Here is a 21,776-nt window from a genome sequence, read left to right as displayed (position 1 = left end):
GAAGCGAGTTTGTAATGACGGAGTGGTTTGAAGTACATCAATTGTCATGCTGGATAAAGACATTATGCGGCATAGATTGTCCCGGATGTGGTTTTCAGACGGCTATGTTGTTACTGATGAAAGGAGAGGTATCGGAGTCGGTCGTAACCTATCCGGCGTTACTTCCGTTTATGTGGTTTATCTTGCTGATTATAGGAAGAATAGTAGGAATAAAGAAAATTGAGACAAGCATATTAAAAATTAGCGGGTTTGCTTGTTTGATTATAATTTTAATATCATATTTGTTTAAATTAATGTCTATCTAAAATACAAACGAATGGAAGTAGAAGAATTGAAAAAAATGAATTTGCCTAACGCGACGGCAATATTGGTTTTGGGGATTTTATCACTTATATTCTGTTGGATGTGCTACGGGAGTATAATCGGGGTCATACTGGGTATTATTGCTATCGTTTTGGCTTCAGAACCTCGTAAGATGTATCTGCAAAACCCGCAACTTTATACGGAAAGTTCTTATAAAAATTTGAATGCAGGAAGAGTATGTGCTATCATAGGGCTTTGTATCTCTCTTGCTATGGTTGTGTTAATAATTCTAATGGTGTTGGGAATAGCCGCAATAGGCTTGGGTTCTTCAATGATGTAGGATAAATGAAATAGAATATGGATTACAGATTTGAAATCAGCTTACCGAATAGTTCGGATTTTAGATGTGAAATCGCAATTGGTGGAGACCAAACGTTTCAACAGTTTCATGATAAAATCGTGGATGTATTGAATTACGACAATTCACAAATGGCTTCTTTTTTTACGATTGACAAAATGGGGAATCGGGGGAAAGAGATAGCGCTAATGGATATGGCGACGGATGAAGAAGAGAGTGATACCTTAGTGATGGATAGTACGAAAATCAGTGATATTATAAAGCCGGGTTGTTTAGAGTTGGAGTATGTTTTTGATTTTTTTACGAATCGTTATTTCAGGGTGGAGTATGCCGGGGAATATGTTCGTGATTCTTCCGATGTTATGCCCGTGTGCGTGTTCTGTGACGGGGATATTCCGGAACAATTTTCTTTTGATGAAGGTAATGATAATTGGGAGTTCGATAAGCCGGAGGAGGAGTTTGACGATGAATATGACGATAGCTTCATGGAAGAGTTCGGGAACGATAGTTACGGGGATGAGGACCGGGAAGATCGGGGATACGACGAGGAGGATTTTCGGGAAGATCGTTACGAGAGTCTGGATGATTATATTGACAGGCTTTAATTGTTTCATCGGATGAAGAAAACGTTGTTAGTGTTACTCGGACCGACCGGGGTGGGAAAAACCGATCTGAGTATAGAGCTGGCGACTTATTTTCAAACGGCTATTATTTCGTGTGATTCCCGGCAATTATTTAGGGAGATGCATATTGGAACTGCCGTGCCCGATCAAGAGCAATTGGCGGCGGTTCCTCATTTTTTTGTCCAGTCTGTTTCTGTAAAAGATTATTTTAATTGTTGGGAATTCGAACAACAGGCTTTGTGCCGGATAAAAGAGCTTTTCTTGGAGAGAGACGTTGTTGTTATGACAGGGGGCTCTATGATGTATATCGATGCTGTGTGCCAGGGAATAGATGAGATTCCTGATGTGGACCCGGAGGTGCGGCAATCGGTTATGCAGATGTTTCAGGAAAAGGGACTGGAATTTATGCGACTCTTGTTGAAAAGATTGGATCCCGTTTTTTACGGTATGGTCGATCTGAAAAATGCAAAGCGGGTGATGCATGCCGTCGAGATCTGTTTGACGACGGGCAAGTCTTATTCTTCGTTACGTACCGGAATTCGGAAAGAACGGGATTTCTCCATTATAAAGATAGGACTAAATAGGGATAAGGATGAATTATATGCCCGCATTAATGCCCGGGTCGACGAAATGTTTAGACAGGGCTTGGAAGAGGAGGCTCGCTCGTTGTATCCTTTAAGGCACTTAAATGCGTTGAATACGGTAGGATACAAAGAGTTATTTGATTTTTTCGATGGAAAAACCGATCGGGGAGAAGCCGTTCGTCTGATCAAACGGAATACTCGTCGTTATGCCAAAAAACAATTGTCTTGGTTTCGCCAGGATACAAGCATCACTTGGTTTCATCCCTCCCAAAAACAGGAGATACTTGATTTTATTGTAAATCACTTCATCACGTAATCTCAGAATCTTTTATTTGTAAATTGATTCGTATTTAAGGTCTGATCTTGTCGTTTTTAAATTGGAAATTAAAAATTCGAGATCGTCGATGAGCACTTCTTTTATTTTGCTATCGTCGTTATACAGTTTTTCAATTTGTCATATATTGCTTTTGATCCCGTTTGGGGGGCATGATCAGGATTAAAAATGATCCGAAAATAATGACCCCGGCCAAAATAAAATCCTTTGTGTTTAAATCCGGACGCATGGCGAAATAATAAATAGTGGCCCAAACTTCTAAACCATAGGTGAGCATGGGCTGAAAAGCTCTGAAAGTCATAAAGGTTTCGGCCGTTGCGGATTGTAGGGTTGCATAGTATAAGTAAGTGGAAAGTGATGTGATTAGAAGGCCGGTGAGACATGCGCTTATGAGGCCTGCCGGATTAATGATATCTTTTATTTTGGGCAGGTAAAGAGTAGATAAGGGGAGGTCTATTAAATCTTTCGCGAAGAAATGCTCGAATAAAGCGATTCCGCTTAATATGCAAATAACCGAAAATCCGCCCCAAAACATCGTATAACCGGATATACCGCATTTTTGACGTGTGGTCGTGTTGGGACTCATGATGGTCGTCTTTTCTACGATTACAGCCCGGATACAACTGGCAAAAGCTGCCAAAACAACAAGTATTGCTATTTTTCCTCGAATGGCTTCGGGAAGAGACAGGAGAAAAAGAACGATTCCGGTGAGGATAACCAGCATGCCGATGATATCGCAGCCATGAGGTTTGCGTTTGAATAAAAGATAGGTCAAAATGGTCGTGATAATTACTTCCAAATTGATCAGCAGGCTGGTTTCGGTACTGCTGATATATAGATAAATGGCTGCTAAAAAGAAATTCCGGAAAATTTGTAGCCAAGTGTACAACCAAGAGTATTTGACTCCGGATTTCCAATTTTGCGTGGTGACCGGTTCCCGGATAATAAGTAATGCTACTCCCCCGGAAAATATTTGTAGTGATGTAAACACAAGTATGTTAATATCATAGTTTAGCAGGCAATACCGGGTGATGACACTATTGACGGACCAGGTAATTACGCTTAGTAAAGCGAACAAAGCTCCTATTTTCATGGATTATTCATTAATTCTCAATTAAGTGTAAAGGGCTTTTACATTCAAAACTCTTTATCTATTTTTAACTGTAACGATAACGCGTGGAAAAAGTTTTTTGTTGTCAAAGTAAAAAAACAGGGTATTTTATGTAAAAAAACTTTTGAAATCATATCTTTGTTAAATAAGATCCGTATAATTTAAAGACGAAATCAGTTATGATGACAGAAGAACGGATTCAAATAGAGAGTAAGAGGGCATATTATGCAACCGGTGTCACGCGTGATCTTAATTTCAGGGTAGAGGCGTTACGACGCTTGAAGAAAATGATCATAGAAAATGAGCATGAGATAAGCCGCGCCTTGTGGAACGATTTACATAAATCGGAAGGAGAGGGTTATCTTACGGAAACCGGAATTGTTTTAAATGAAATCCGAGATTGTATAAGGAATTTACGTCGATGGAGCAGAGAGCGGAAGGTAAGCACTCCATTGTTTTTATTTCCTTCGCGGGGTAGAATACTGTTTGAACCTTACGGAATCGTATTGATTATTGCCCCATGGAATTATCCGTTTCAGTTGTTGATGATGCCTTTGATCGGGGCTATTGCTGCCGGAAATGTGGCGGTATTAAAACCTTCGCCTTATGCTCCTGCCGTCTCGAAAGTGATTTCTCGGATTCTAAACGGGGTATTTCGACAGGAATACGTTTCTGTATTTAATGGAGGGGAGGAAGAGGTGGAAGCTTTGTTGAAAGAACGTTTCGACTATATTTTTTTTACGGGTGGGATTCGTTTTGGACAAAAAGTGATGGAAGCTGCTGCAAAGCAATTAATTCCTGTTACGCTGGAGTTAGGGGGAAAGAGTCCTTGTATTGTAGGAGAAGGATGTAATATGAGATTAACGGCTCGCCGGATTGCCTGGGGAAAATTTTTGAATGCGGGACAAACCTGTGTTGCTCCGGATTATGTATTGATCCCCAGTCATTTGAAAAATGAGTTTATAACACAAATGAAATCGGCTGTTTTCTCTTTTTGGGGAGAAGAACCGAAAAATAGTCCGGACTACGGTAGAATAGTACATGAAGCCGGGACAAAGAGATTGATTAATTTGATGCACTCTTCGGGAAAAGTTATACACGGAGGAGAATATAGTATAGTTGATAGGTATATTGCCCCGACATTATTAGATGAGATAGAGCCGGATAGTCCGATTATGCAGGAAGAGATATTCGGTCCTTTATTGCCGATTATCGGATACGAACATATAAGAGAGGCCATTGAATTTGTCAACAAGCGGGATAAGCCTTTGGCTTTGTATTATTTTGGTAATGTAAAGGAAGGAAAACAGGTAGTGGGTTCGACATCTTCCGGGGGTGGATGTATTAACGATACGATTATGCATTTGGCTAATGCTCGTTTACCTTTCGGTGGAGTCGGGAGAAGCGGAATGGGAAAATATCACGGGAAAGCCAGTTTTGAATTATTCAGTAATCGTCGGGCAATCCTACGTTCTTTTTCCTGGATGGATATCCCTTTACGCTATCCGCCGTATAAAGTGAATTGGATAAAAAAATTTTTAAATTAGCAAACGGATAGTTAACTATCCATAGTAGAAACCTTATAAAAGAAAAGCGTTATGAAAAAGTACATTTGCACTGTATGCAGTTACATTTACGATCCTGCGGAAGGGGATCCGGATAGTGGTATAGCACCCGGAACGGCATTTGAAGATCTTCCCGATGATTGGGTTTGTCCTTTATGCGGGGTAGGCAAGGAAGATTTTGAGCCTGTGGAAGAATAAAGAGATTTTTATCTTGTGTAATTCTCACCTTAGCTTTCAAAAGCTTTGGTGAGATTTTTTTAAGAACAACTGAAAACAAAAGAAGGTAAGCGAAATAATAAAAATGCTGTTCGGTGATAGAACAGCATTTTTATCTATAAGCTTTAGATTGTAAGTGGTATTCTCTAATCACCTAATCTACAATTGTCAATGTGACCACTCTGCGAAAAAATCATTTCCTTTGTCGTCTACAATGATGAAGGCAGGGAAGTTTTCCACCCGGATTTTGCGAACGGCTTCCATGCCGAGTTCTTCAAAATCGACGATTTCGACGGATTTGATGCTCTCTTTTGCTAAAATGGCCGCCGGGCCGCCGATGGAACCGAGGTAGAAACCTCCGTGCTTCTTACAGGCGTCAGTGACGGCTTGTGAACGATTTCCTTTGGCAACCATGATCATAGAGGCTCCGTGGTCTTGGAACAGATCCACATAAGGGTCCATGCGGCCTGCCGTGGTAGGTCCGAAACTACCGGAAGCCATTCCTTTGGGAGTTTTAGCCGGTCCCGCGTAGTAGATCGGGTGTTTTTTGAAATATTCGGGCATGGGTTTGCCCTCATCGATCATTGCTTTGATACGGGCATGGGCGATATCGCGTGCCACGATCAGGGTTCCGGATAGGTTTAGACGGGTTTTAATCGGGTATTTGCTAAGCTCTTTTAAAATATTTTCCATCGGCTGATCCAAATCGATGTTTACCGCGGGGGCCAGATGGGGGGCTTCAGCCGGTAAGAAACGGGCTGGATTTTTTTCCAGTTGTTCCAGGAAAATACCCTCTTCCGTAATTTTAGCCTTGATATTCCGGTCTGCACTGCAACTTACTCCGATACCCACGGGACAGGATGCGGCATGGCGGGGAAGACGGATTACCCGTACGTCGTGTACCCAATATTTTCCGCCGAATTGAGCACCGATACCCATATCCTGACATATTTTCTGGATTTTGGCTTCCCATTCCAAATCTCGGAAGGCCTGACCTCCCTCGTTTCCTTGTGTCGGAAGATTATCGTAATATCCGGCAGATGCTTTTTTCACCGTGGCAAGGCAAGCCTCGGCAGAAGTTCCGCCGATGACAACAGCAAGGTGGTAAGGAGGACATGCCGATGTTCCCAAGTCTTTTACCTTTTCCTTGATGAACGTGGTCAGTGTCTCTTCATTCAATAGAGCTTTCGTCTGTTGGTACAGGAACGTTTTGTTGGCAGATCCTCCTCCTTTGGTTATAAACAGAAATTCGTATTTATTGCCTTGCGTGGAGTAGATGTCGATTTGTGCCGGTAAATTAGTACCGGTATTTTTTTCTTCGGTCATCGTGAAGGGAACCACTTGAGAATAGCGTAGGTTCCTGTCCCTGTATGTTTCAAATACCCCTTTGCTGATAGCTTCGGCATCGTTACACCCGGTCCATACGTTTTCTCCTTTTTTACCGATAGCGATGGCTGTTCCCGTATCTTGACAAGTCGGAAGTTCTCCTTCCGCCGAAACGACCTGATTCAATAGCATCGTGTGGGCTACGAATTTATCATTGTCGGTAGCTTCCGGGTCTTTTAGGATATCGGCTAATTTTTGTAAATGAGAAGCACGTAAGTAAAAAGAGACGTCGGCATAGGCTTCGCGGGCCAACAGTTCCAAGCCCTCTTTTTCAATTTTTAATATTTTTCGTCCTTCTACCTCTACGGTTTTTACGTAATTTTTGGTTAACAGACGGTATTCCGTGCAATCTTTTTGTATTGGAAACGGTTCTTGATACTTGAAATCTGCCATGATCGTTTATGGTTTAAAGTGTTTTTGTATTTTAGATTTCCATAACGGAAAAATTTCTCTAATTCGGCAACGAAATTAAAATTAATAAACGAGAAGTCCAACTGCTTCCCGGATAAAATGAACGAAAAAGAGTTTTCGTCCGATGGTTTAAATAAGATCTCGTAAGGGAGGGGTAAAACTGAAATCCCGGATAATAAATCGGGTTATTTTGTATACCTTTGTCTATCGATTAAAATACAAGGATATGACGTCTGATTTGATATTTTTAATAATTGTACTTTTTCTTTGTTTTGATTTTGTGTGGGAGAGAGGGTTGGAATACCTGAATCTGAAACATATGTCTCCTTGTTTGCCAAAAGCTTTGATCGGAATATACAACGAAACGGAATACCGTTCTTTTCAGGATTATAAACGGCAGAACGGCCGGCTGGATTTCTGGAGTTCGGTATTCGATTTTGTAGTTATGATCTCTTTTTTGGTATTAGGCGGTTTCGGGTGGTATAACGGTTGGGTAGTATCCCTGACGGGGAGCGTCATAGGACAGACGGCTATATTTATATTGGGAGTGTCTTTGGTAGCCTCGGTATTGGATATTCCTTTTGATTATTATGCAACCTTCAAGATCGAAGAGAAATATGGTTTTAATACTTCTACAAAAACTCTTTTTTGGACGGATAAATTAAAAGGAATATGTATTTCACTGTTAATGGGAGGAGTCGTGTTGGTTTTGATTACCTGGTTCTACACGTGGGCCGGAGTATATTTCTGGTTGTATGCCTGGGGGGGTATTACTCTCTTCTCTTTATTTATGTCTTTGTTTTATTCTCAGTTAATTGTTCCGTTGTTTAATAAACAAACTCCGTTGGAAGAGGGAGGCTTGCGGGATAAGATCCAATCGTATGCTGAAAGGGTAGGGTTTAAATTGGATAATATTTACGTGATCGACGGATCGAAACGTTCCACGAAAGCCAATGCTTATTTTACAGGTGTCGGTCCCAAAAAAAGGGTCGTTTTGTATGATACGTTGATCAAAGAATTGACAGAAGAAGAGATCGTGGCCGTGTTGGCTCATGAGATAGGACATTATAAAAAGAGACATACCTTAAAGGGTATGTTCGTATCCGTTTTGGAGATGGGAGTTATGCTGGGACTTTTTTCTTTTTTCGTGAATAATACTTCTTTGTCCCTGGCCCTTGGGGGAGACCGGGCTTATTTTCAATTAGGGTTAGTCGCATTTGCTATTCTCTATTCTCCGATCAGCACGGTTTTAGGGATTGCCATGAATAGCTGGTCGCGTAAGAACGAGTACGAGGCGGATGCTTATGCTGCCGTAAGTTATAATGGAAATGAATTGATTTCCGGTTTAAAGAAAATATCGGTGAAAGCGTTGAGTAATTTGACACCTCATCCGTTATACGAATTTGTCTATTATTCGCATCCCTCGCTTTTAAAAAGGATTGATGCGATTTCAAAAATAAACGATAATGTATAATATAAACAGAACGGATAAGGTCCGATTTGTTTTCAAATTTCAAATCATATGGATGCAATTGTTATTACTATCGGGGATGAGATTTTGTTGGGACAGATATTAGATACCAATTCGCAATATATTGCGAAACAGTTGACCCGTCTTGGAGCGGAGGTGGTGGATATATTGTCTGTTCCCGATCAGGGGGATAAGATCAGGGAATGGATCGATTACGCGATGCGGCATGCAGAGTTAGTCGTCGTTACAGGCGGACTGGGGCCGACGAAAGATGATGTTACCAAAAAGGTGTTGGCAGAGTATTTCGATACGCGTCTGGTGTTGAATGAAGAGGTTTACTCCTGGATCGAGAAATTATTGCGAAACGGGGGGATGAGGATGAATGAAAATAATAGAGGGCAGGCTTTTTTGCCCGAAAATTGTAAAATATTGCTTAATCATAAGGGGACCGCTTCCGGGATGTGGTTTGAGCGGGACCGCAAAGTTTTGATCTCGTTGCCTGGAGTTCCTTTTGAAATGGAGGACCTGATGACCCGTACTGTTATTCCGGAATTGAGGAAAAGGTATCCTCATTTAATGCTGGAATACAGAATGCTGAAGGTGTACGATATTCCGGAATCGGAGCTGGCGATTCGTTTGGAAAGCTGGGAGGAAAAGTTGCCGAAAGGGTTGGGATTAGCTTATTTACCCTCTCCCGGCTTTATTAAATTGCGTTTGACGGCCAAGGGAGAGGGAGTATATAATCTGGATCTTTTTTTTGAGACTTTAAAAGAGGTGTTACAAGGATTACGCTTTACGATCGGAGAAGAAGATTGTATGGAGAGAGAGTTGGGAGAATTACTGTTAATAAAGGGAAAGACTATTGCTACCGCGGAAAGTTGTACGGGAGGAAATATAGCCCAACAGATTACGTCAGTTGCCGGAGCGTCGGCTTATTTTAAAGGGTGCGTTGTAGCTTATGCCAACGAGGTAAAGGAGCGGGTGTTAGGAGTCGATCCTCATACTATTGATGCTTACGGGGCTGTTAGCGAACAGGTTGTGGTGCAGATGGCGGAAGGCGTACGTCGTCTTATGGAAACGGATTATGCCGTTTCTACTTCGGGAATAGCCGGTCCGACCGGAGGAACTCCGGAAAAACCGGTAGGTACGGTCTGGATCGGATTAGCGACTCCGGAAAAAACGATTGCACGGAAGTATACCTTTTCCTTTACCCGTGAACGGAATATCGGAAAAGCGACGATGAAAGCGATAGAAATGGTTGTTGAAGAGATAAGGAACAGATAAGAAAAGCGGTGAATAAATCACCGCTTTTCTAAGGCTTCAGGTTGATTGAATCAGAATTTCTTAGCGCGTATTCGGCTTAGATGTTCGGATGTTATACCTAAATAAGAGGCAATATGTCGTAATTGTACCCGTTGTAATATTTCAGGTTTTTCATGTAAAAGTTGCGAGTAGCGATCTGATGCGGGTTGAGATAAAATGGAAATGAGATGGTGTTCTGTACGAACAAACTCTTTTTCGATCAACTGGCGTGCCCAGTTACACATTTCAATATCTGATTGATACAGCTTAGCTAACGAAATCAGATTTATTTTAAATAAAACGGATTCTTCTAATAGTTCCATTGTCTCGTATCCGCTTTTTCCGTCCACGTATCCGTTGGCAGACAGAATTATATCGTGTTCTTGCCCGAACCAGATCGTAATTTCTTTCCCGTCAGCTTCAATAAAAGCTCTTGCAATACCTTGTCGTATGATGTATATGTTGCGTTCTACCCTGTTGCTATTGAATAGGATATATCCTTTGGGGTGGGAAATCTCTTCTCCTATAAGCTTGAGCTTATCTTCTATGGCCTTGGAAAATGAGTTTATGTTCATGTACGACCGTTTTGTATTGCAAATATAACTGTTTTATATTTAATTGATTTTTATCAATTCCTTTCCTCCGTTAATCCCGTAACTTTGCTGAAATATTAATGGGTCGGATATGGCATGGATGTTATTATTAGTAGCCGGACTATTAGAAATAGGATGGCCTTTGGGATTTAAATTAGCGAGTACGTATGAAAAATATTTCTGTTTTTTCATCGCTTTCTCTGTTATTTCGATGGGAGCGAGCGGATTTTTTCTCTATCTGGCACAAAAGACAATTCCTATAGGTACTGCTTATGTGATCTGGACGGGGATTGGTGCTGTGGGGACCATCGTTATGGGGATCCTCTTTTTTCAGGATGCCGTAAATTTACTCAGGCTTCTGTTTGTATCATTGATACTGATAGGGGTTATAGGATTAAAAACAGTGCATTGATTATACATATGCTTCCGTTTACTCGTTTTTTTTGTTTCGATATGTCGAAAATGAATGCGGGACATGTGAATGATTCGCAGGTCCCGCATGTCAGTATTTTTTTTCGAAATTTATTTTAAACTTGCCAATGCCTTATCGTAATTGGGTTCCTGAGCGATTTCGGGTACTAACTCTTCGTATATGATTTTTCCGTTTTCATCGATGATTACTACTGCGCGGGCTAAGAGACCGGCCAAAGGGCCATCGGTCATTTCAACTCCGTATTTGTCACCGAAGCAACAATTTCTGAATGCAGAAAGCGGAATAACCTTATCGATACCTTCCGTCGTGCAGAAACGGGCGTGAGCAAACGGAAGGTCTTTAGAAATCGCCAAAACGACGGTGTTGTTCATTTCGGCTGCCAATTTGTTAAAGGTGCGGACAGAGGTGGCGCATACGCTTGTATCCAAACTGGGGAATATATTCAATACGATCCGTTTGCCTTTTAAACTATCTGAAGAAAGTTCCGATAGATCCGTTTTAACCAATGAAAATTCAGGAGCGACCGTACCTACTGCGGGTAGGTTTCCTTTCGTGTTGATACTGTGTCCTTGTAATGTTATTTTTGCCATTGTTTTTGATTTTAATATGTCATTAATATGTATTCAAATGTACTGCTTTTATTTCTTTTTTGCAAAATCACAATTATTTCTAATATTACGTTTCGAACCATTAATAGGTTAGTAAATAAAGGATTATTTTGCATCTATTATTTTTTATGAAAAAGCATTCGGCAAAATTTGTATTTATCTTGAAAACCCCTATATTTGCACCGTCAAAATAGAAACGACAACGGTTCGGTAGCTCAGCTGGATAGAGCAACGGCCTTCTAAGCCGTAGGTCTTGGGTTCGAATCCCAACCGGATCACATTATACGATCGACCCCTTGTAAACTTTTTGTTTACAAGGGGTCGATCGTATTGTTTTATCGTATAAAATTGGTCATTATCGCGGGTTCTTTTTTCGGTATCTCCTGTTTCCCGTTTTCAATACTTTTAAGTAGCCAGGCCATGTTATTTCCCAGTGTCCTCATGGTTTGCAGACCTTCCGCATCCAGAGAGGCTTCTCCGGGCAACATACCATGAACGCTATTCCAATATTGAGAAGAGACTACAGGCATATTGTTTATAGTGAAGTATTTATTTAAACGGTCATAGGTGGCGCTTGCTCCTCCGCGACGGCAGACTGCGACGGAGGCAGAGGGTTTGTATTGCAACAGATCGCCGCAAGAATAGAACAAGCGGTCTAATAGGGCGCATAAAGAACCGTTAGGGCCGGCATAGTAGGTTGGAGATCCGATAACGATTCCGTCTGCTTCTCCGAGTTTTGCCCTAATACTGTTATACAGTTCATCTTTGAATACGCATCTGCCTAATTCCTTACATTTATTGCAGGCAATGCAACCTTGTACGGCTTTGGTTCCGATGGAAACGATTTCCGTTTCGATGTCAGCCGCTTTTAAGGCGGAAGCGACCTCGGATAATGCGATAAAGGTATTCCCGCTCTTTTTTGGACTACCGTTAATCAATAATACTTTCATGTTATTTCTATATTTTGTTTTTTGTTTCTTATTACGCTAATTGATACCTGTTGGTTCCTTGTCTTTTGTTGTAAAGATAGAGTGTGGCAGGTAATATTACAAGTACGATTTACTTTTATATGCTTACCTGCTTATTGAGGCTCTCTTTTTACGGGTATAAGATAACTTTTTCTGTATGGAAGTGGATGGAAATATTTCAAAATATTGGACAATCGGAGAAAACTCTTACCTTTGCATCCGATATAAAACCAAAGAGAGTTTTGTAATCCTCATCGGAGGGCATAATAGAATGCCGGATAAGGTGACTGGGTAAAACCAATCGACTTATCCGGTATTTTTATGTGCTCCGGGCGGGTAGACAGTAACTAAAGTCAATAGAAGTATGGAAAGAGATGCTATGAATTTGGAGACATTGAAAATTTCGACATTATTCGGCAGGTTGTTTATACCTACCTTATTGGGGATGCTCAGTATGTCGGCGGTTACTGTTGCAGATGGAATTTTTGTTGGGCAAGGCGTGGGGAGTGACGGAATCGCTGCTGTCAATATTTGTATACCCATGTTGATGCTTTTTACGGGGGTAGGTCTTATGGCAGGGGTCGGAAGTTCGGTTGTTGCTTCCATTCATTTGTCGAAAGGCAAAGTGAAGGTAGCCCGATTGAATGTAACCCAAGCCCTGTTATTCGTAACGATCGCTACCTTGGTGCCTTCCGTGCTGATCCTGATTTTTCCGCGACAAACAGCTTATTTGCTCGGTTCGTCCGACCATTTGTTGCCGATGGTGACGGATTATTTGTTATGGTTCGTCCCGTCGTTGGTTTTTCAAATGTGGATAGCTGTTTCTTTGTTTGTTATCCGGCTGGACGGAGCTCCTGAATTAGCCATGTGGTGTAGTGTCATCTCGGCTTTGGTTAATGTCGTTTTGGACTGGTTATTCATCTTTCCTTTGGGATGGGGAGTAATGGGAGCCGCTTTTGCCACGGCAATAAGCATCACGGTAGGCGGTCTTATAGCGATCTCTTATTTACTGTTTTTTGCACGTCATTTACGGTTGTATCCTGTCAAACGAAGTCGTAAAAGTTTACGGCTCTCTTTGCGGAACATCGGTTATCAATGCCGTATCGGTTTTTCCTCTTTATTGGGAGAAGCAACCTTGGCAATGCTTATGTTTACGGGGAATCAGGTATTTATGCATTATTTGGGGGACGATGGAGTAGGGGCATTCGGCATTGCCTGTTATTATGCTCCTTTCGTGTTTATGGTTGGTAATGCTATTGCCCAATCGGCGCAACCTATCATCAGTTATAATTTTGGTATGGGGAATGTGGGGCGGGTTGTATTGGCCGGGAAAATTTCTCTTGTCACGGCGGTTGTCTGTGGCTTGATAGTTATGTGCGTGTTTATATTTTACCCGCACGTGTTGGTCGGATTTTTTCTTAATTCCGATAATGCGGCTGCCCGTATTGCCATGGAAGGGTTTCCGTATTTCGCCATGGGATTTATATGTTTTATTGTCAATTTGGCTTCGATCGGTTATTATCAGAGTCTCGAGAGAGTGAAACCCGCAACCTTGTTCGCTTTGTTACGCGGTTTTGTATTTCTTGTCCTGAGTTTTATATTTTTGCCGGAGTGGATGGGTATTGTCGGAATCTGGTTATCTATGCCGTTGTCGGAGGCGTTAACGACTGTTATTATTATAGGGTATTACTTGTTTCGTAAACCTGATTGAATGGATCGTTTGTAAAGAATAGACTTAACGTGGATGTATTATTTTTTGGGTAAATATCTTCTGGAGATTTGATTTGCCCAACTGACAGCCAGTATATAAGCGATGCCTGTCCCGACGATAAATTCGATAATGAATAAAAAAAGGTATGACCAGGATAGTTTCATCTCTCCGTATTCATTCCACAGGAGTAATATACACATCATCGGTAGCGTATATTGGAAAAATATTTGCCGGGTGAGTTTCTGCGGTATTTTGTTTTTCTTTTTCATTCTGTTCGTTTTAGGATACGGTGTTAAAAAATATCGGGTATCTATAAAAATATGATTCTCTCCTGTAAAATGCTTGTTAATTGTGATTTCAACTGTTTGGCATTAATCGGTTTTGCCATATAGCCGTCGAAACCGTTCGACATGATCTTTTGTTCGTCGGAAGCGTAAGCAAAAGCGGTCACCGCAATGATCGGAACTTGTGTGGATAATTTACGGATTTCGCGTGTCGCATCGTAACCGTTCATTTCAGGCATGTTAATGTCCATGAGGATGATGTTAGGATGGTGTTTTTTGAATAGTTCCACTGCTTCTTTGCCGTTCCAAGCATGGACGATATGGTATTCGGACCGGAGGATCGATTCGAAAAGCTTGTAATTGCTCGGATCATCCTCCGCAACCATGATTGTCAATTTACTCTTTTCTATTTTTACAGGCTCTACTGTTTGTTCCTGTTTCTTATTTATCGTTACCGGATGGTAGGGAACGGTAAACCAAAACTTGGAGCCTTTTCCTTCTTCCGATTCAACACCGATAGTTCCTCCCATATGCTGAACGATGACCTGACAAATGGACAGCCCGAGTCCCGTTCCCTGGGCAAAGGTGTTGAGTTTTACGAAACGGTCGAATATTTTTTCTTTTTGTTCCTTGGCGATTCCGCAGCCCGTGTCCGATACATAAAAATAGAGAAACTTATCCTGAATTTCGTAGCCGAATCGAATACTTCCCGCAGTGGTAAATTTGATGGCATTCGCGAGTAAATTCGTCAATACTTGGGTGAGCCTGTTTTTTTCCGTGTTGATTTCACACGCGGGCAATCCCGGTTCGAACTGCAATTTAACGGCTTCCGGGTTTATTTTGGAAAATTGAGTTTGTTCCAAGGTGCCCATGAGTGTGTTTAACTCGATATCCGAATAGATAAAATCTAATGTCCCGGCCTCGATCTTGGAAAGATCGAGAATGTCGCTGATCAGTTGCAGTAACAATTCATTGTTGTTTTCTATGATATTGACGTATTCCTGTTTCTCCTTTTCTTCTTCAAGGGTTGCCAATATACCGGAAAAACCGACGATAGCATTCAGAGGTGTACGGATCTCGTGGCTCATGTTTGCCAGAAATGCTGACTTCAGACGATTGGATTCTTCGGCCCGGTCTTTTGCGGATATCAGCTCTTGCTCCATTTTTTTGCGTTCTGTGATCACGAGTGAAGAGCCCACTAATGTTAAGGGTGCTCCTTTTTCATCCCTGGAATCCACGGTCGCTTGTGCTTCGACCCAGTCGATTCGATGCCCGTTATGGTCGGAAGTTACCACCCGGTACTCTTCTTTGATCTTGTCAATTTTCCCTTCAATCAGAGATTGATAGGTTTTTTTGACTCTTTCGCGGTCTTCTTTAATGATTTTGGAAAAATATTGAGAATCCGGTACGGATAGATGATCTTCGTTGATATTATGCTTTACGTTGCTTAACTCTATGGGACGATTCACATCGCAGAGTATGGTTTTTTTACGTAGGTTCCATTTCCATGGAACGATATTGGCTACTTCCAAAGCCATTGCCAGCTTATGGTTCGTTGATCTGATTTTTTCTTGAGCCTGATGGAGTTCCGTGCTGTCCAGGCAAAAAATATCGATGGTATCCGGCTTGTTGGAGTAACTTATAACCACGTCATAGAAAATGCCGATTCTCTCGAAATAATAGGGGAACGTGATGGTTCTTCTTTCTGTTATCGCTATTTTAAAGAACGGTATAAACGTGGCGAGGGACTCGGGGAACAGTTCGCTGACTTTTTTGCCGATAATGCTTTTTTTATCTCCGAAACTTTTTTCGAAAAATCGATTTACTTCAACAAAGACGGAATCGACCGGGTTGTTTTCCTCGTCTAAAATGATCTTCTCTTTCATGTAAAGAATTGGCATGTTATTGAAGAGATTCAGATAATCGGAGGCGTATTCGATCTCTTTTTGCTGCATCTCTTTTAATCTGTTCAGTACGATAATACGACCTTGTTGGATTAAAAACAATAAAATAATAACGAGGAATACGATTATTCCGATCAGGAGGTATTTGTATTGTTCCCAAAAAGTTACCGGTTTGTTATAAAACACGCTGTCGGGAGGACAAATGTCGGGAGATATGCCTTTCAGGAGTAACGTGTTGTAATTGAACGTAGGGGCTGCTTTTACCGGGTAATAAAAGGGAATGTCTTTCGGTTGTGTACCCGTTAGGACTTCGGATATCGTTTTTATCAATTTGTTTTCAAAATCAGTGTCGTCATACATATACCCTCCGATCATTCCCCCGTGTTTCATGAAGGCGTTTCTCAAAGTAAAAATGGGAACGGAAGAGTTGGATATGATTTGAAAGGAGTTAATCATTAAGAGAGTTCTTCTGTTAAATTGCTGAGCATGGAACCAGGAAGAGAATAAGACTCCCGTGGTCGCTTTGTCTACCAGTTTTAAGGTGTCGAGAAGTTGATTTATGCTTGTTTCTTCGGCATATATGGTTTTGTATTCTACGCGGGGATAATGTTTTTTTAATATTTCGGATATTTCCCATTGAATTTGTTGATTGACATACCTTTTGTCCATGAGAATCAATAGCTTCTGCATATCTGGAAGCATTTCATTCATTAAATCAATATTTTCTTTGGGATATAGTCTTGAATAGAGTAACGTGAGGTTATATTCGCCGGCTAATGAGGCGAGAGAAACTCTGTCTTCGGGTTTAATAATGGTCTTGTTCAAATAATTTTCCGGTGTTCCAAGGTAGTCCTGTTCCGCACAAACGATAAGGGGGATATCTCTCCATTTATTTCGGATTTCGTCTTTCAGGAGTAAAGCAAAATTCCCTACCACGACTAAAAGTTTGGGACGTTTTTCCGAATATTCGGAAAAAAGAAGTTCTGTAAATTCGTTTAATTCCTCCTGCTTGTTGACAACAAACATATTCATGTGTTCGATGTATATATCCAACTTTTGATTCTTGGAAGCCATTCGTATGATGGGATCAATGATAGAGGAACTCCACGGGGTCGTTTCCGTGTAACTGTTAATAATCAGGATATAATCGTTTTGGGATGGGGTGTTTTTTTGAGCGAAAGAAGTAGAGGTATACATACAAAGTATGAAAATGCAGAAAAACGGTTTATTCATAAATACGCTCCGAAAAATAGAATTGATTTTAATCATACCACACACAAATAATAAGTATTGATTTTATAGTTTTATAACACAAAAGTACTAATTTGTATTGAAAAAGAAACTATTTAATTAATTTGTTGTCTATTTTTGATCTCTCTTTTCAATGGGGATGAGTATAAGGTGTAAATAATTGTTTTATAGATAGATGTATTTCGTGTGATTTGTTTTTATATTTTTAGAATATTCTTGTAAAACTACCCGTTACCCGTCTCTTTTTTTATAATTTTGTAGATAAAAATGTTGAAGATATTGGTTTGTAATTAAAGGGTTTTTATGGTAAGAGATAAGCTTTTTTCAGCAGGGTTCTGTCATATCCTTGCTGCTAATTTTTTGCTGTTTTTTGCATTCTATTTGCTATTGCCCGTGTTGCCGTTCTATTTGAGAGAGGAGTTTATGGCTGGCAAATCCATGATCGGTTTTATTTTATCCTGTTACACGATAGCCTGTTTGACTATTCGTCCTTTTTCAGGGTATATGCTGGATACGTTTAGTCGTAAACCTTTATATCTGTTGTCATATTTTATTTTTACCTTGATTTTCGGGGGATATATGATAGCGACCGCTCTCTTTCTTTTCATTTTACTCCGGATTATTCACGGTCTGGCTTTCGGCATGGTTTCGGTGGCGGGTAATACGATCGTTATTGATATTCTTCCTTCTTCCCGGAGGGGGGAGGGATTAGGTTATTACGGTCTGGCCAATAATATCGCCATGAGTTTTGGGCCTATGGTCGGGTTATTTATGCATGGTCATTGTCCTTATGAGGTTATTTTTGCCTGCTCTCTGATTTCCGGAGGATTAGGTTTTGTGATGGCGGGTTTGGTTAAAACTCCCTATAAACAGCCGGTTAAACGGGAGCCTCTTTCTCTCGATCGTTTCTTTTTAGTAAAAGGACTGCCTGCCGGGATTTCACTTCTATTGCTTTCTATTCCTTACGGTATGACAACCAGTTACGTGGCCATGTATGCCGAAGAGATCGGCATTCAAGGTAATTCGGGACTCTATTTTACTTTTATGGCGGTCGGTTTGGCTGTTTCCCGGATTTTTTCAGGAAAACAGGTAGACAAGGGTCGGATTACACAGGTTATTTTATTAGGAATGTACTTGGCCGGTATAAGTCTTTTTGCCTTGGCTGCCTGCGAAGAGATGATGAAATGGAATGCCCGGGCGACTTCTGGACTGTTTTTCTTTATTGCTTTTATGCAAGGGGTGTCGTTTGGGACGATGTTTCCGGCCTTCAATACCCTGTTCGTTAATTTGGCACCTAATAATCAACGGGGAACGGCTACTTCCACCTATTTGACCAGTTGGGATGTGGGTATTGGAGTCGGATTAATGTGTGGTGGTTCTATCGCTCAGGCTTTTAGAGGTTTTAGTCATGCCTATTTCTTCGGTACCTGTCTGACGGTTCTTTCTCTTTTATTTTTCCAATTTAAAGCCGGACCGCATTTTAATCGCCATAAATTACGTTGAGTGTTAGGGTAAAATCTTATATTTGTCGGGTAACCTTATTTCGGTATGAGAAATTTTGTTTTTGTTTTAGTGGTAATATTCGCCGGATTAACGGCTTGTTCTTCGGGGAAACGTCCTGCCTGTGTAAGTCCGGTCGGCAAATTGTGTTTCAGTACGGATAAACTGGAACTGGGAGATATCTATTGGAACGAGGAGTACCGGGATACGGTTATTGTCCGTAATCCCACGGAGAAGACGATCCGTTTGGGGGGATGGGGATATACCGCGGGAGTGCAATGTAGGATGTCGGGAGGAACTCTTCAGGAATGGCAGTCGGGTGATGCGGAAATTGCGGCACGGGGGCAGGATACCTTGCTTGTCGTTGTACAAATGACAAAAGATAGTCAATTGGGGTATTTTTTTACCTTTTTACGTTTTTCAATCGATGGAGTGCTGGTAGATCCGAATCAGGGAGTTTCGCTTGAGGCTAATGTGATCGAACATTTTGATACGGTGTCGACAGGGAAATTGTCACTACCTAAAATTGTAGCGGATAAAAAGGAGGTCGATTTTGATACTATCGTCCAAGGCGAAAAGGTTGAGGCTACCTTCGTGTTGAGAAACGAAGGAGATAAAGATTTGATTATACGTAAAATAGAAACGACTTGCGGGTGTACGGCAGCCGTTCCGGAAAAAAGGATAATCTCTCCGGGTGAAAACGTAAGAATGAATGTTGTTTTTGATTCAGAAGGCAGATGCGGAATGCAGCGTAAAACCATCACCGTGATCTGTAACGATCCCCGGCATGCTTCATTAAAATTGGTTTTGAAGGGATATGTAAAATAATCTTTTTTATTAGATTGTTCTAATATTCGACTTGTTTGGTGTTTTATTCGTCTATTTTTATAAATAGCATTCGATTTTTTTTTATTTTTGCCCTATAGCGGTAAAACAATGATCGATAACCTTCAATTTTTGCATGGAGTAAATCATAAGGAGGATGCGGCTTGGGAAGAGTTGTATCGTTATTATTATGCTCCTTTATGCAGTTATGCCGCTAAACTTACCGGAGATTCGGTTGCGGCCGAGGATATTGTTCAAAACGGTTTTATCAAATTGTGGAATTCCTCTTTTGGTTTTTCGAATATAAAGGCGATTACTACTTATATGTATCGTTTCACGTATAACGGGGCGTTAAATTATATCCGGGATAAAAAGTCGTCTGATGCGATTCATAGAATATGGGTCGACCGACAGATCGTCGATGAGGAAAAAGGGAAGGAGATGGCGTTGGAGGAAGAGACTGTTTCCCGTTTTTACGAGGTGTTGTCTCTGCTTTCGGGCCAACAAAAGGAAATTTTGTTCGGTGCTTTGGAGGGAGCTACCGTGAGAGAAATTGCGGAGAGATTATCTATTAGCGAAAATACGGTGAAAACACAAAAGAAGAGGGCTTACCAGGTCATTCGGGAGCATATGGGAAAAGTTTTTACATCCGTTCTCCTTTTGTTATTTGCAAGATTAAGAAACGTTACGAACAATTATCTCTTCTGATTCCAAAATAATAAATTATTTTTTTTGATTTTTTGTCACCCGTTTTTGGGTTCGGCGTGTTTGTTGGTACAATTTAAGTCATTTTGAGATGAAATGGGAAGATATACATGCCAACTCTATACGAATCGTCGGTTGCTTGATAGACCGATTGAGAGAGCATAAAGCAGAGGAAAACTATCCTGATAATGTTCGGGATGTTGCGGAACATTTGAAGGTTCGGAAATTTTTTGAAAGAGAATACGCGGCAAGACAACGGTATGATTACAGGAAAGCCTGTCGTAATTTAAAAGTCAGGTCGAAAAAAAGGTATATGAAACGCGTAATTGTCGGAAGTGTTGCTGCTGCTTGTTTTATTGTTTTAGGTGTACTGGCGTTGGTTTCCGTGCCCGAAAAAAAGAGGTCAGCGTTGAGACGGGCGGAACAGCGGTTCTATTCTCCGGTAAAACCTGGGGAGAGAAAGGCCGTTTTAACTCTGTCCGGAGGGGATTGCGTAGAGTTGGGTAAGAGTTTTTATCAATTCAATGAAAAAGGAGGGGTCTCCGTCGTCGTTGATTCGACAGGGGTCGTTTACGGGGAAATCCCTCGTTTGACGGAAATAGATGCCCATTCTTATAATAGCTTGTATGTTCCCCGGGGAGGAGAGTATTATGTTACCTTGGTTGATGGAACACAGGTATGGATGAATGCGGATACCCGTCTTCGCTATCCTGTCGTTTTTACCGGGAATCAGCGGGTGGTTGAGTTAACAGGAGAGGCTTTTTTCGAAGTGGTTTCCGATTCGACTTCACCATTTATCGTGAAAACGGGTATCGGGGAGGTGCGAGTGTATGGGACTCGGTTCAATTTGAAGTGTTACGGGGAAGAGCACCGGATTGCCGCTACCTTGGTCGAGGGTGCCATCTCTTTTTCAAGCGAACGGATCGGGGAGGTAAAGCTTGTTCCTGCCGAACAGTTGAGTTATAGGGAGGGAGAAAGTGTAGCGGACATTCGTAAAGTGAAGGTTCAAAACTATGTGTCGTGGAGGCAGAATTTGCTCTCTTTTGAAAATGAAACTTTGGAGGAGATAGTGAAAACCTTGTCTCGCTGGTATGATGTCGACATCGTGTTTGAGGATGAGCAATTAAAACAGCTGGTGTTTAGTGGAAATTTGGATAAATACAGTCGCATCGAAACCTTTTTTCGGTTTTTCGAGGCCGGAGCGAACGTGCGTTTCGAATGGGTCGGAAATAGGATAAAGGTCGGGAAAAAATAAAAAACAGAGGATACGAATCCCAAGCTACCAACTTTGTTTCGCATCCTCCTTTATTACATATCTTAAAAACATGTA

General features: G+C 41.2%; 21 protein-coding genes and 1 tRNA gene. 15 read left to right on the top strand and 7 right to left on the bottom strand.

The window, feature by feature from the left end; all coding sequences use genetic code 11:
* Window positions 1–14 precede the first annotated feature (14 nt).
* From DMB45_RS07390 to miaA, 4 genes are read left to right on the top strand one after another with little or no spacing between them, the layout of a single operon-like run.
* The gene (locus tag DMB45_RS07390) at window positions 15–305 is read left to right on the top strand and encodes a DUF2752 domain-containing protein (protein WP_041502013.1); all 291 of its coding nucleotides are present in this window, start codon (window positions 15–17) and stop codon (window positions 303–305) included.
* 11 nt (window positions 306–316) lie between these two features.
* Window positions 317–643 carry a CCC motif membrane protein gene (locus DMB45_RS07385; protein WP_052634323.1) on the top strand — a complete coding sequence of 109 codons (327 nt, stop codon included), beginning with the start codon at window positions 317–319 and terminating at the stop codon, window positions 641–643.
* Window positions 644–660: 17 nt separating this feature from the next.
* Window positions 661–1,266 (top strand): IS1096 element passenger TnpR family protein, encoded by a 606-nt coding sequence (locus tag DMB45_RS07380; protein WP_041502012.1) that lies wholly within the window; start codon window positions 661–663, stop codon window positions 1,264–1,266.
* Between the two features lie 12 nt (window positions 1,267–1,278).
* Window positions 1,279–2,184, top strand: coding sequence for a tRNA (adenosine(37)-N6)-dimethylallyltransferase MiaA (miaA, locus tag DMB45_RS07375; RefSeq protein ID WP_041505422.1), 906 nt, complete (start codon window positions 1,279–1,281; stop codon window positions 2,182–2,184).
* Between the two features lie 130 nt (window positions 2,185–2,314).
* On the opposite strand, the gene DMB45_RS07370 is transcribed toward miaA, so the two are convergent.
* Window positions 2,315–3,295, bottom strand: a complete 981-nt coding sequence (locus DMB45_RS07370; protein WP_041505423.1) for a DMT family transporter — start codon at window positions 3,293–3,295, stop codon at window positions 2,315–2,317.
* Window positions 3,296–3,492: 197 nt separating this feature from the next.
* Here DMB45_RS07370 and DMB45_RS07365 point away from each other — a divergent pair, with 197 nt between their 5' ends.
* On the top strand, window positions 3,493–4,860 hold the full coding sequence (locus DMB45_RS07365) for an aldehyde dehydrogenase (protein ID WP_082027559.1): 1,368 nt from the start codon (window positions 3,493–3,495) through the stop codon (window positions 4,858–4,860).
* Between the two features lie 51 nt (window positions 4,861–4,911).
* Window positions 4,912–5,076: a rubredoxin gene (gene rd / locus DMB45_RS07360; RefSeq protein ID WP_070807446.1), complete on the top strand. Its 165-nt coding sequence runs from the start codon at window positions 4,912–4,914 to the stop codon at window positions 5,074–5,076.
* Between the two features lie 186 nt (window positions 5,077–5,262).
* On the opposite strand, the gene DMB45_RS07355 is transcribed toward rd, so the two are convergent.
* Window positions 5,263–6,873, bottom strand: coding sequence for a fumarate hydratase (locus tag DMB45_RS07355; protein ID WP_041502009.1), 1,611 nt, complete (start codon window positions 6,871–6,873; stop codon window positions 5,263–5,265).
* 244 nt (window positions 6,874–7,117) lie between these two features.
* Between DMB45_RS07355 and DMB45_RS07350 the strand changes: the two genes are divergently transcribed.
* Entirely contained in the window at window positions 7,118–8,365 is a 1,248-nt protein-coding gene (locus tag DMB45_RS07350) for a M48 family metallopeptidase (RefSeq protein ID WP_041502008.1), read from the top strand.
* 48 nt (window positions 8,366–8,413) lie between these two features.
* On the top strand, window positions 8,414–9,646 hold the full coding sequence (locus DMB45_RS07345) for a competence/damage-inducible protein A (RefSeq protein WP_041502007.1): 1,233 nt from the start codon (window positions 8,414–8,416) through the stop codon (window positions 9,644–9,646).
* Window positions 9,647–9,696: 50 nt separating this feature from the next.
* On the opposite strand, the gene DMB45_RS07340 is transcribed toward DMB45_RS07345, so the two are convergent.
* Entirely contained in the window at window positions 9,697–10,239 is a 543-nt protein-coding gene (locus tag DMB45_RS07340) for a Crp/Fnr family transcriptional regulator (protein ID WP_041505424.1), read from the bottom strand.
* Window positions 10,240–10,348: 109 nt separating this feature from the next.
* Here DMB45_RS07340 and DMB45_RS07335 point away from each other — a divergent pair, with 109 nt between their 5' ends.
* Window positions 10,349–10,669 (top strand): DMT family transporter, encoded by a 321-nt coding sequence (locus DMB45_RS07335; protein ID WP_041502005.1) that lies wholly within the window; start codon window positions 10,349–10,351, stop codon window positions 10,667–10,669.
* A gap of 110 nt (window positions 10,670–10,779) precedes the next feature.
* Here the strand turns inward: DMB45_RS07335 and tpx are convergent, their stop codons facing one another.
* Window positions 10,780–11,280: a thiol peroxidase gene (gene tpx, locus DMB45_RS07330; protein WP_041502004.1), complete on the bottom strand. Its 501-nt coding sequence runs from the start codon at window positions 11,278–11,280 to the stop codon at window positions 10,780–10,782.
* A gap of 222 nt (window positions 11,281–11,502) precedes the next feature.
* Here tpx and DMB45_RS07325 point away from each other — a divergent pair.
* Window positions 11,503–11,576 (top strand) — tRNA-Arg (locus tag DMB45_RS07325).
* A gap of 57 nt (window positions 11,577–11,633) precedes the next feature.
* Here the strand turns inward: DMB45_RS07325 and DMB45_RS07320 are convergent.
* The gene (locus DMB45_RS07320; protein ID WP_041505425.1) at window positions 11,634–12,248 is read right to left on the bottom strand and encodes a flavodoxin family protein; all 615 of its coding nucleotides are present in this window, start codon (window positions 12,246–12,248) and stop codon (window positions 11,634–11,636) included.
* Window positions 12,249–12,630: 382 nt separating this feature from the next.
* Here DMB45_RS07320 and DMB45_RS07315 point away from each other — a divergent pair, with 382 nt between their 5' ends.
* Window positions 12,631–13,977, top strand: a complete 1,347-nt coding sequence (locus DMB45_RS07315) for an MATE family efflux transporter (RefSeq protein ID WP_110688619.1) — start codon at window positions 12,631–12,633, stop codon at window positions 13,975–13,977.
* Between the two features lie 38 nt (window positions 13,978–14,015).
* Here DMB45_RS07315 and DMB45_RS07310 read toward each other — a convergent pair whose 3' ends face one another.
* Window positions 14,016–14,246, bottom strand: a complete 231-nt coding sequence (locus DMB45_RS07310) for a hypothetical protein (protein WP_041502001.1) — start codon at window positions 14,244–14,246, stop codon at window positions 14,016–14,018.
* A 41-nt stretch (window positions 14,247–14,287) separates the two neighbouring features.
* Window positions 14,288–17,434 carry a response regulator gene (locus DMB45_RS07305; RefSeq protein WP_394341856.1) on the bottom strand — a complete coding sequence of 1,049 codons (3,147 nt, stop codon included), beginning with the start codon at window positions 17,432–17,434 and terminating at the stop codon, window positions 14,288–14,290.
* Window positions 17,435–17,719: 285 nt separating this feature from the next.
* Between DMB45_RS07305 and DMB45_RS07300 the strand changes: the two genes are divergently transcribed.
* The 4 genes from DMB45_RS07300 (at window position 17,720) to DMB45_RS07285 (ending at window position 21,701) form a co-directional block, all read left to right on the top strand.
* Window positions 17,720–18,919: an MFS transporter gene (locus DMB45_RS07300; RefSeq protein WP_041502000.1), complete on the top strand. Its 1,200-nt coding sequence runs from the start codon at window positions 17,720–17,722 to the stop codon at window positions 18,917–18,919.
* A gap of 45 nt (window positions 18,920–18,964) precedes the next feature.
* Entirely contained in the window at window positions 18,965–19,744 is a 780-nt protein-coding gene (locus DMB45_RS07295) for a DUF1573 domain-containing protein (RefSeq protein ID WP_052634321.1), read from the top strand.
* Between the two features lie 108 nt (window positions 19,745–19,852).
* Window positions 19,853–20,449 carry an RNA polymerase sigma factor gene (locus DMB45_RS07290; RefSeq protein WP_052634319.1) on the top strand — a complete coding sequence of 199 codons (597 nt, stop codon included), beginning with the start codon at window positions 19,853–19,855 and terminating at the stop codon, window positions 20,447–20,449.
* A gap of 88 nt (window positions 20,450–20,537) precedes the next feature.
* Window positions 20,538–21,701 (top strand): FecR family protein, encoded by a 1,164-nt coding sequence (locus DMB45_RS07285; protein WP_052634317.1) that lies wholly within the window; start codon window positions 20,538–20,540, stop codon window positions 21,699–21,701.
* Window positions 21,702–21,776: the final 75 nt, after the last annotated feature.

Source organism: Sanguibacteroides justesenii (assembly GCF_003204205.1).
In the GTDB taxonomy this organism is placed as follows: domain Bacteria; phylum Bacteroidota; class Bacteroidia; order Bacteroidales; family Marinifilaceae; genus Gabonibacter; species Gabonibacter massiliensis.
Note: the sequence above shows the minus strand (reverse complement) of the source record. Positions and strands in the feature narration are given on the sequence as shown.

What these genes read in the sequence shown, in the direction of transcription:
- DMB45_RS07370 (WP_041505423.1), bottom strand. Translation starts at nt 3,295, where the DNA reads ATGAAAATAGGAGCTTTGTTCGCTTTACTAAGCGTAATTACCTGGTCC.
- DMB45_RS07310 (WP_041502001.1), bottom strand. Translation starts at nt 14,246, where the DNA reads ATGAAAAAGAAAAACAAAATACCGCAGAAACTCACCCGGCAAATATTT.
- DMB45_RS07385 (WP_052634323.1), top strand. Translation starts at nt 317, where the DNA reads ATGGAAGTAGAAGAATTGAAAAAAATGAATTTGCCTAACGCGACGGCA.
- DMB45_RS07380 (WP_041502012.1), top strand. Translation starts at nt 661, where the DNA reads ATGGATTACAGATTTGAAATCAGCTTACCGAATAGTTCGGATTTTAGA.
- DMB45_RS07340 (WP_041505424.1), bottom strand. Translation starts at nt 10,239, where the DNA reads ATGAACATAAACTCATTTTCCAAGGCCATAGAAGATAAGCTCAAGCTT.
- DMB45_RS07285 (WP_052634317.1), top strand. Translation starts at nt 20,538, where the DNA reads ATGAAATGGGAAGATATACATGCCAACTCTATACGAATCGTCGGTTGC.
- tpx (WP_041502004.1), bottom strand. Translation starts at nt 11,280, where the DNA reads ATGGCAAAAATAACATTACAAGGACACAGTATCAACACGAAAGGAAAC.
- DMB45_RS07320 (WP_041505425.1), bottom strand. Translation starts at nt 12,248, where the DNA reads ATGAAAGTATTATTGATTAACGGTAGTCCAAAAAAGAGCGGGAATACC.
- DMB45_RS07305 (WP_394341856.1), bottom strand. Translation starts at nt 17,434, where the DNA reads ATGATTAAAATCAATTCTATTTTTCGGAGCGTATTTATGAATAAACCG.
- DMB45_RS07390 (WP_041502013.1), top strand. Translation starts at nt 15, where the DNA reads ATGACGGAGTGGTTTGAAGTACATCAATTGTCATGCTGGATAAAGACA.
- rd (WP_070807446.1), top strand. Translation starts at nt 4,912, where the DNA reads ATGAAAAAGTACATTTGCACTGTATGCAGTTACATTTACGATCCTGCG.
- DMB45_RS07315 (WP_110688619.1), top strand. Translation starts at nt 12,631, where the DNA reads ATGGAAAGAGATGCTATGAATTTGGAGACATTGAAAATTTCGACATTA.
- DMB45_RS07345 (WP_041502007.1), top strand. Translation starts at nt 8,414, where the DNA reads ATGGATGCAATTGTTATTACTATCGGGGATGAGATTTTGTTGGGACAG.
- DMB45_RS07295 (WP_052634321.1), top strand. Translation starts at nt 18,965, where the DNA reads ATGAGAAATTTTGTTTTTGTTTTAGTGGTAATATTCGCCGGATTAACG.
- miaA (WP_041505422.1), top strand. Translation starts at nt 1,279, where the DNA reads ATGAAGAAAACGTTGTTAGTGTTACTCGGACCGACCGGGGTGGGAAAA.
- DMB45_RS07355 (WP_041502009.1), bottom strand. Translation starts at nt 6,873, where the DNA reads ATGGCAGATTTCAAGTATCAAGAACCGTTTCCAATACAAAAAGATTGC.
- DMB45_RS07300 (WP_041502000.1), top strand. Translation starts at nt 17,720, where the DNA reads ATGGTAAGAGATAAGCTTTTTTCAGCAGGGTTCTGTCATATCCTTGCT.
- DMB45_RS07290 (WP_052634319.1), top strand. Translation starts at nt 19,853, where the DNA reads ATGATCGATAACCTTCAATTTTTGCATGGAGTAAATCATAAGGAGGAT.
- DMB45_RS07350 (WP_041502008.1), top strand. Translation starts at nt 7,118, where the DNA reads ATGACGTCTGATTTGATATTTTTAATAATTGTACTTTTTCTTTGTTTT.
- DMB45_RS07335 (WP_041502005.1), top strand. Translation starts at nt 10,349, where the DNA reads ATGGCATGGATGTTATTATTAGTAGCCGGACTATTAGAAATAGGATGG.
- DMB45_RS07365 (WP_082027559.1), top strand. Translation starts at nt 3,493, where the DNA reads ATGATGACAGAAGAACGGATTCAAATAGAGAGTAAGAGGGCATATTAT.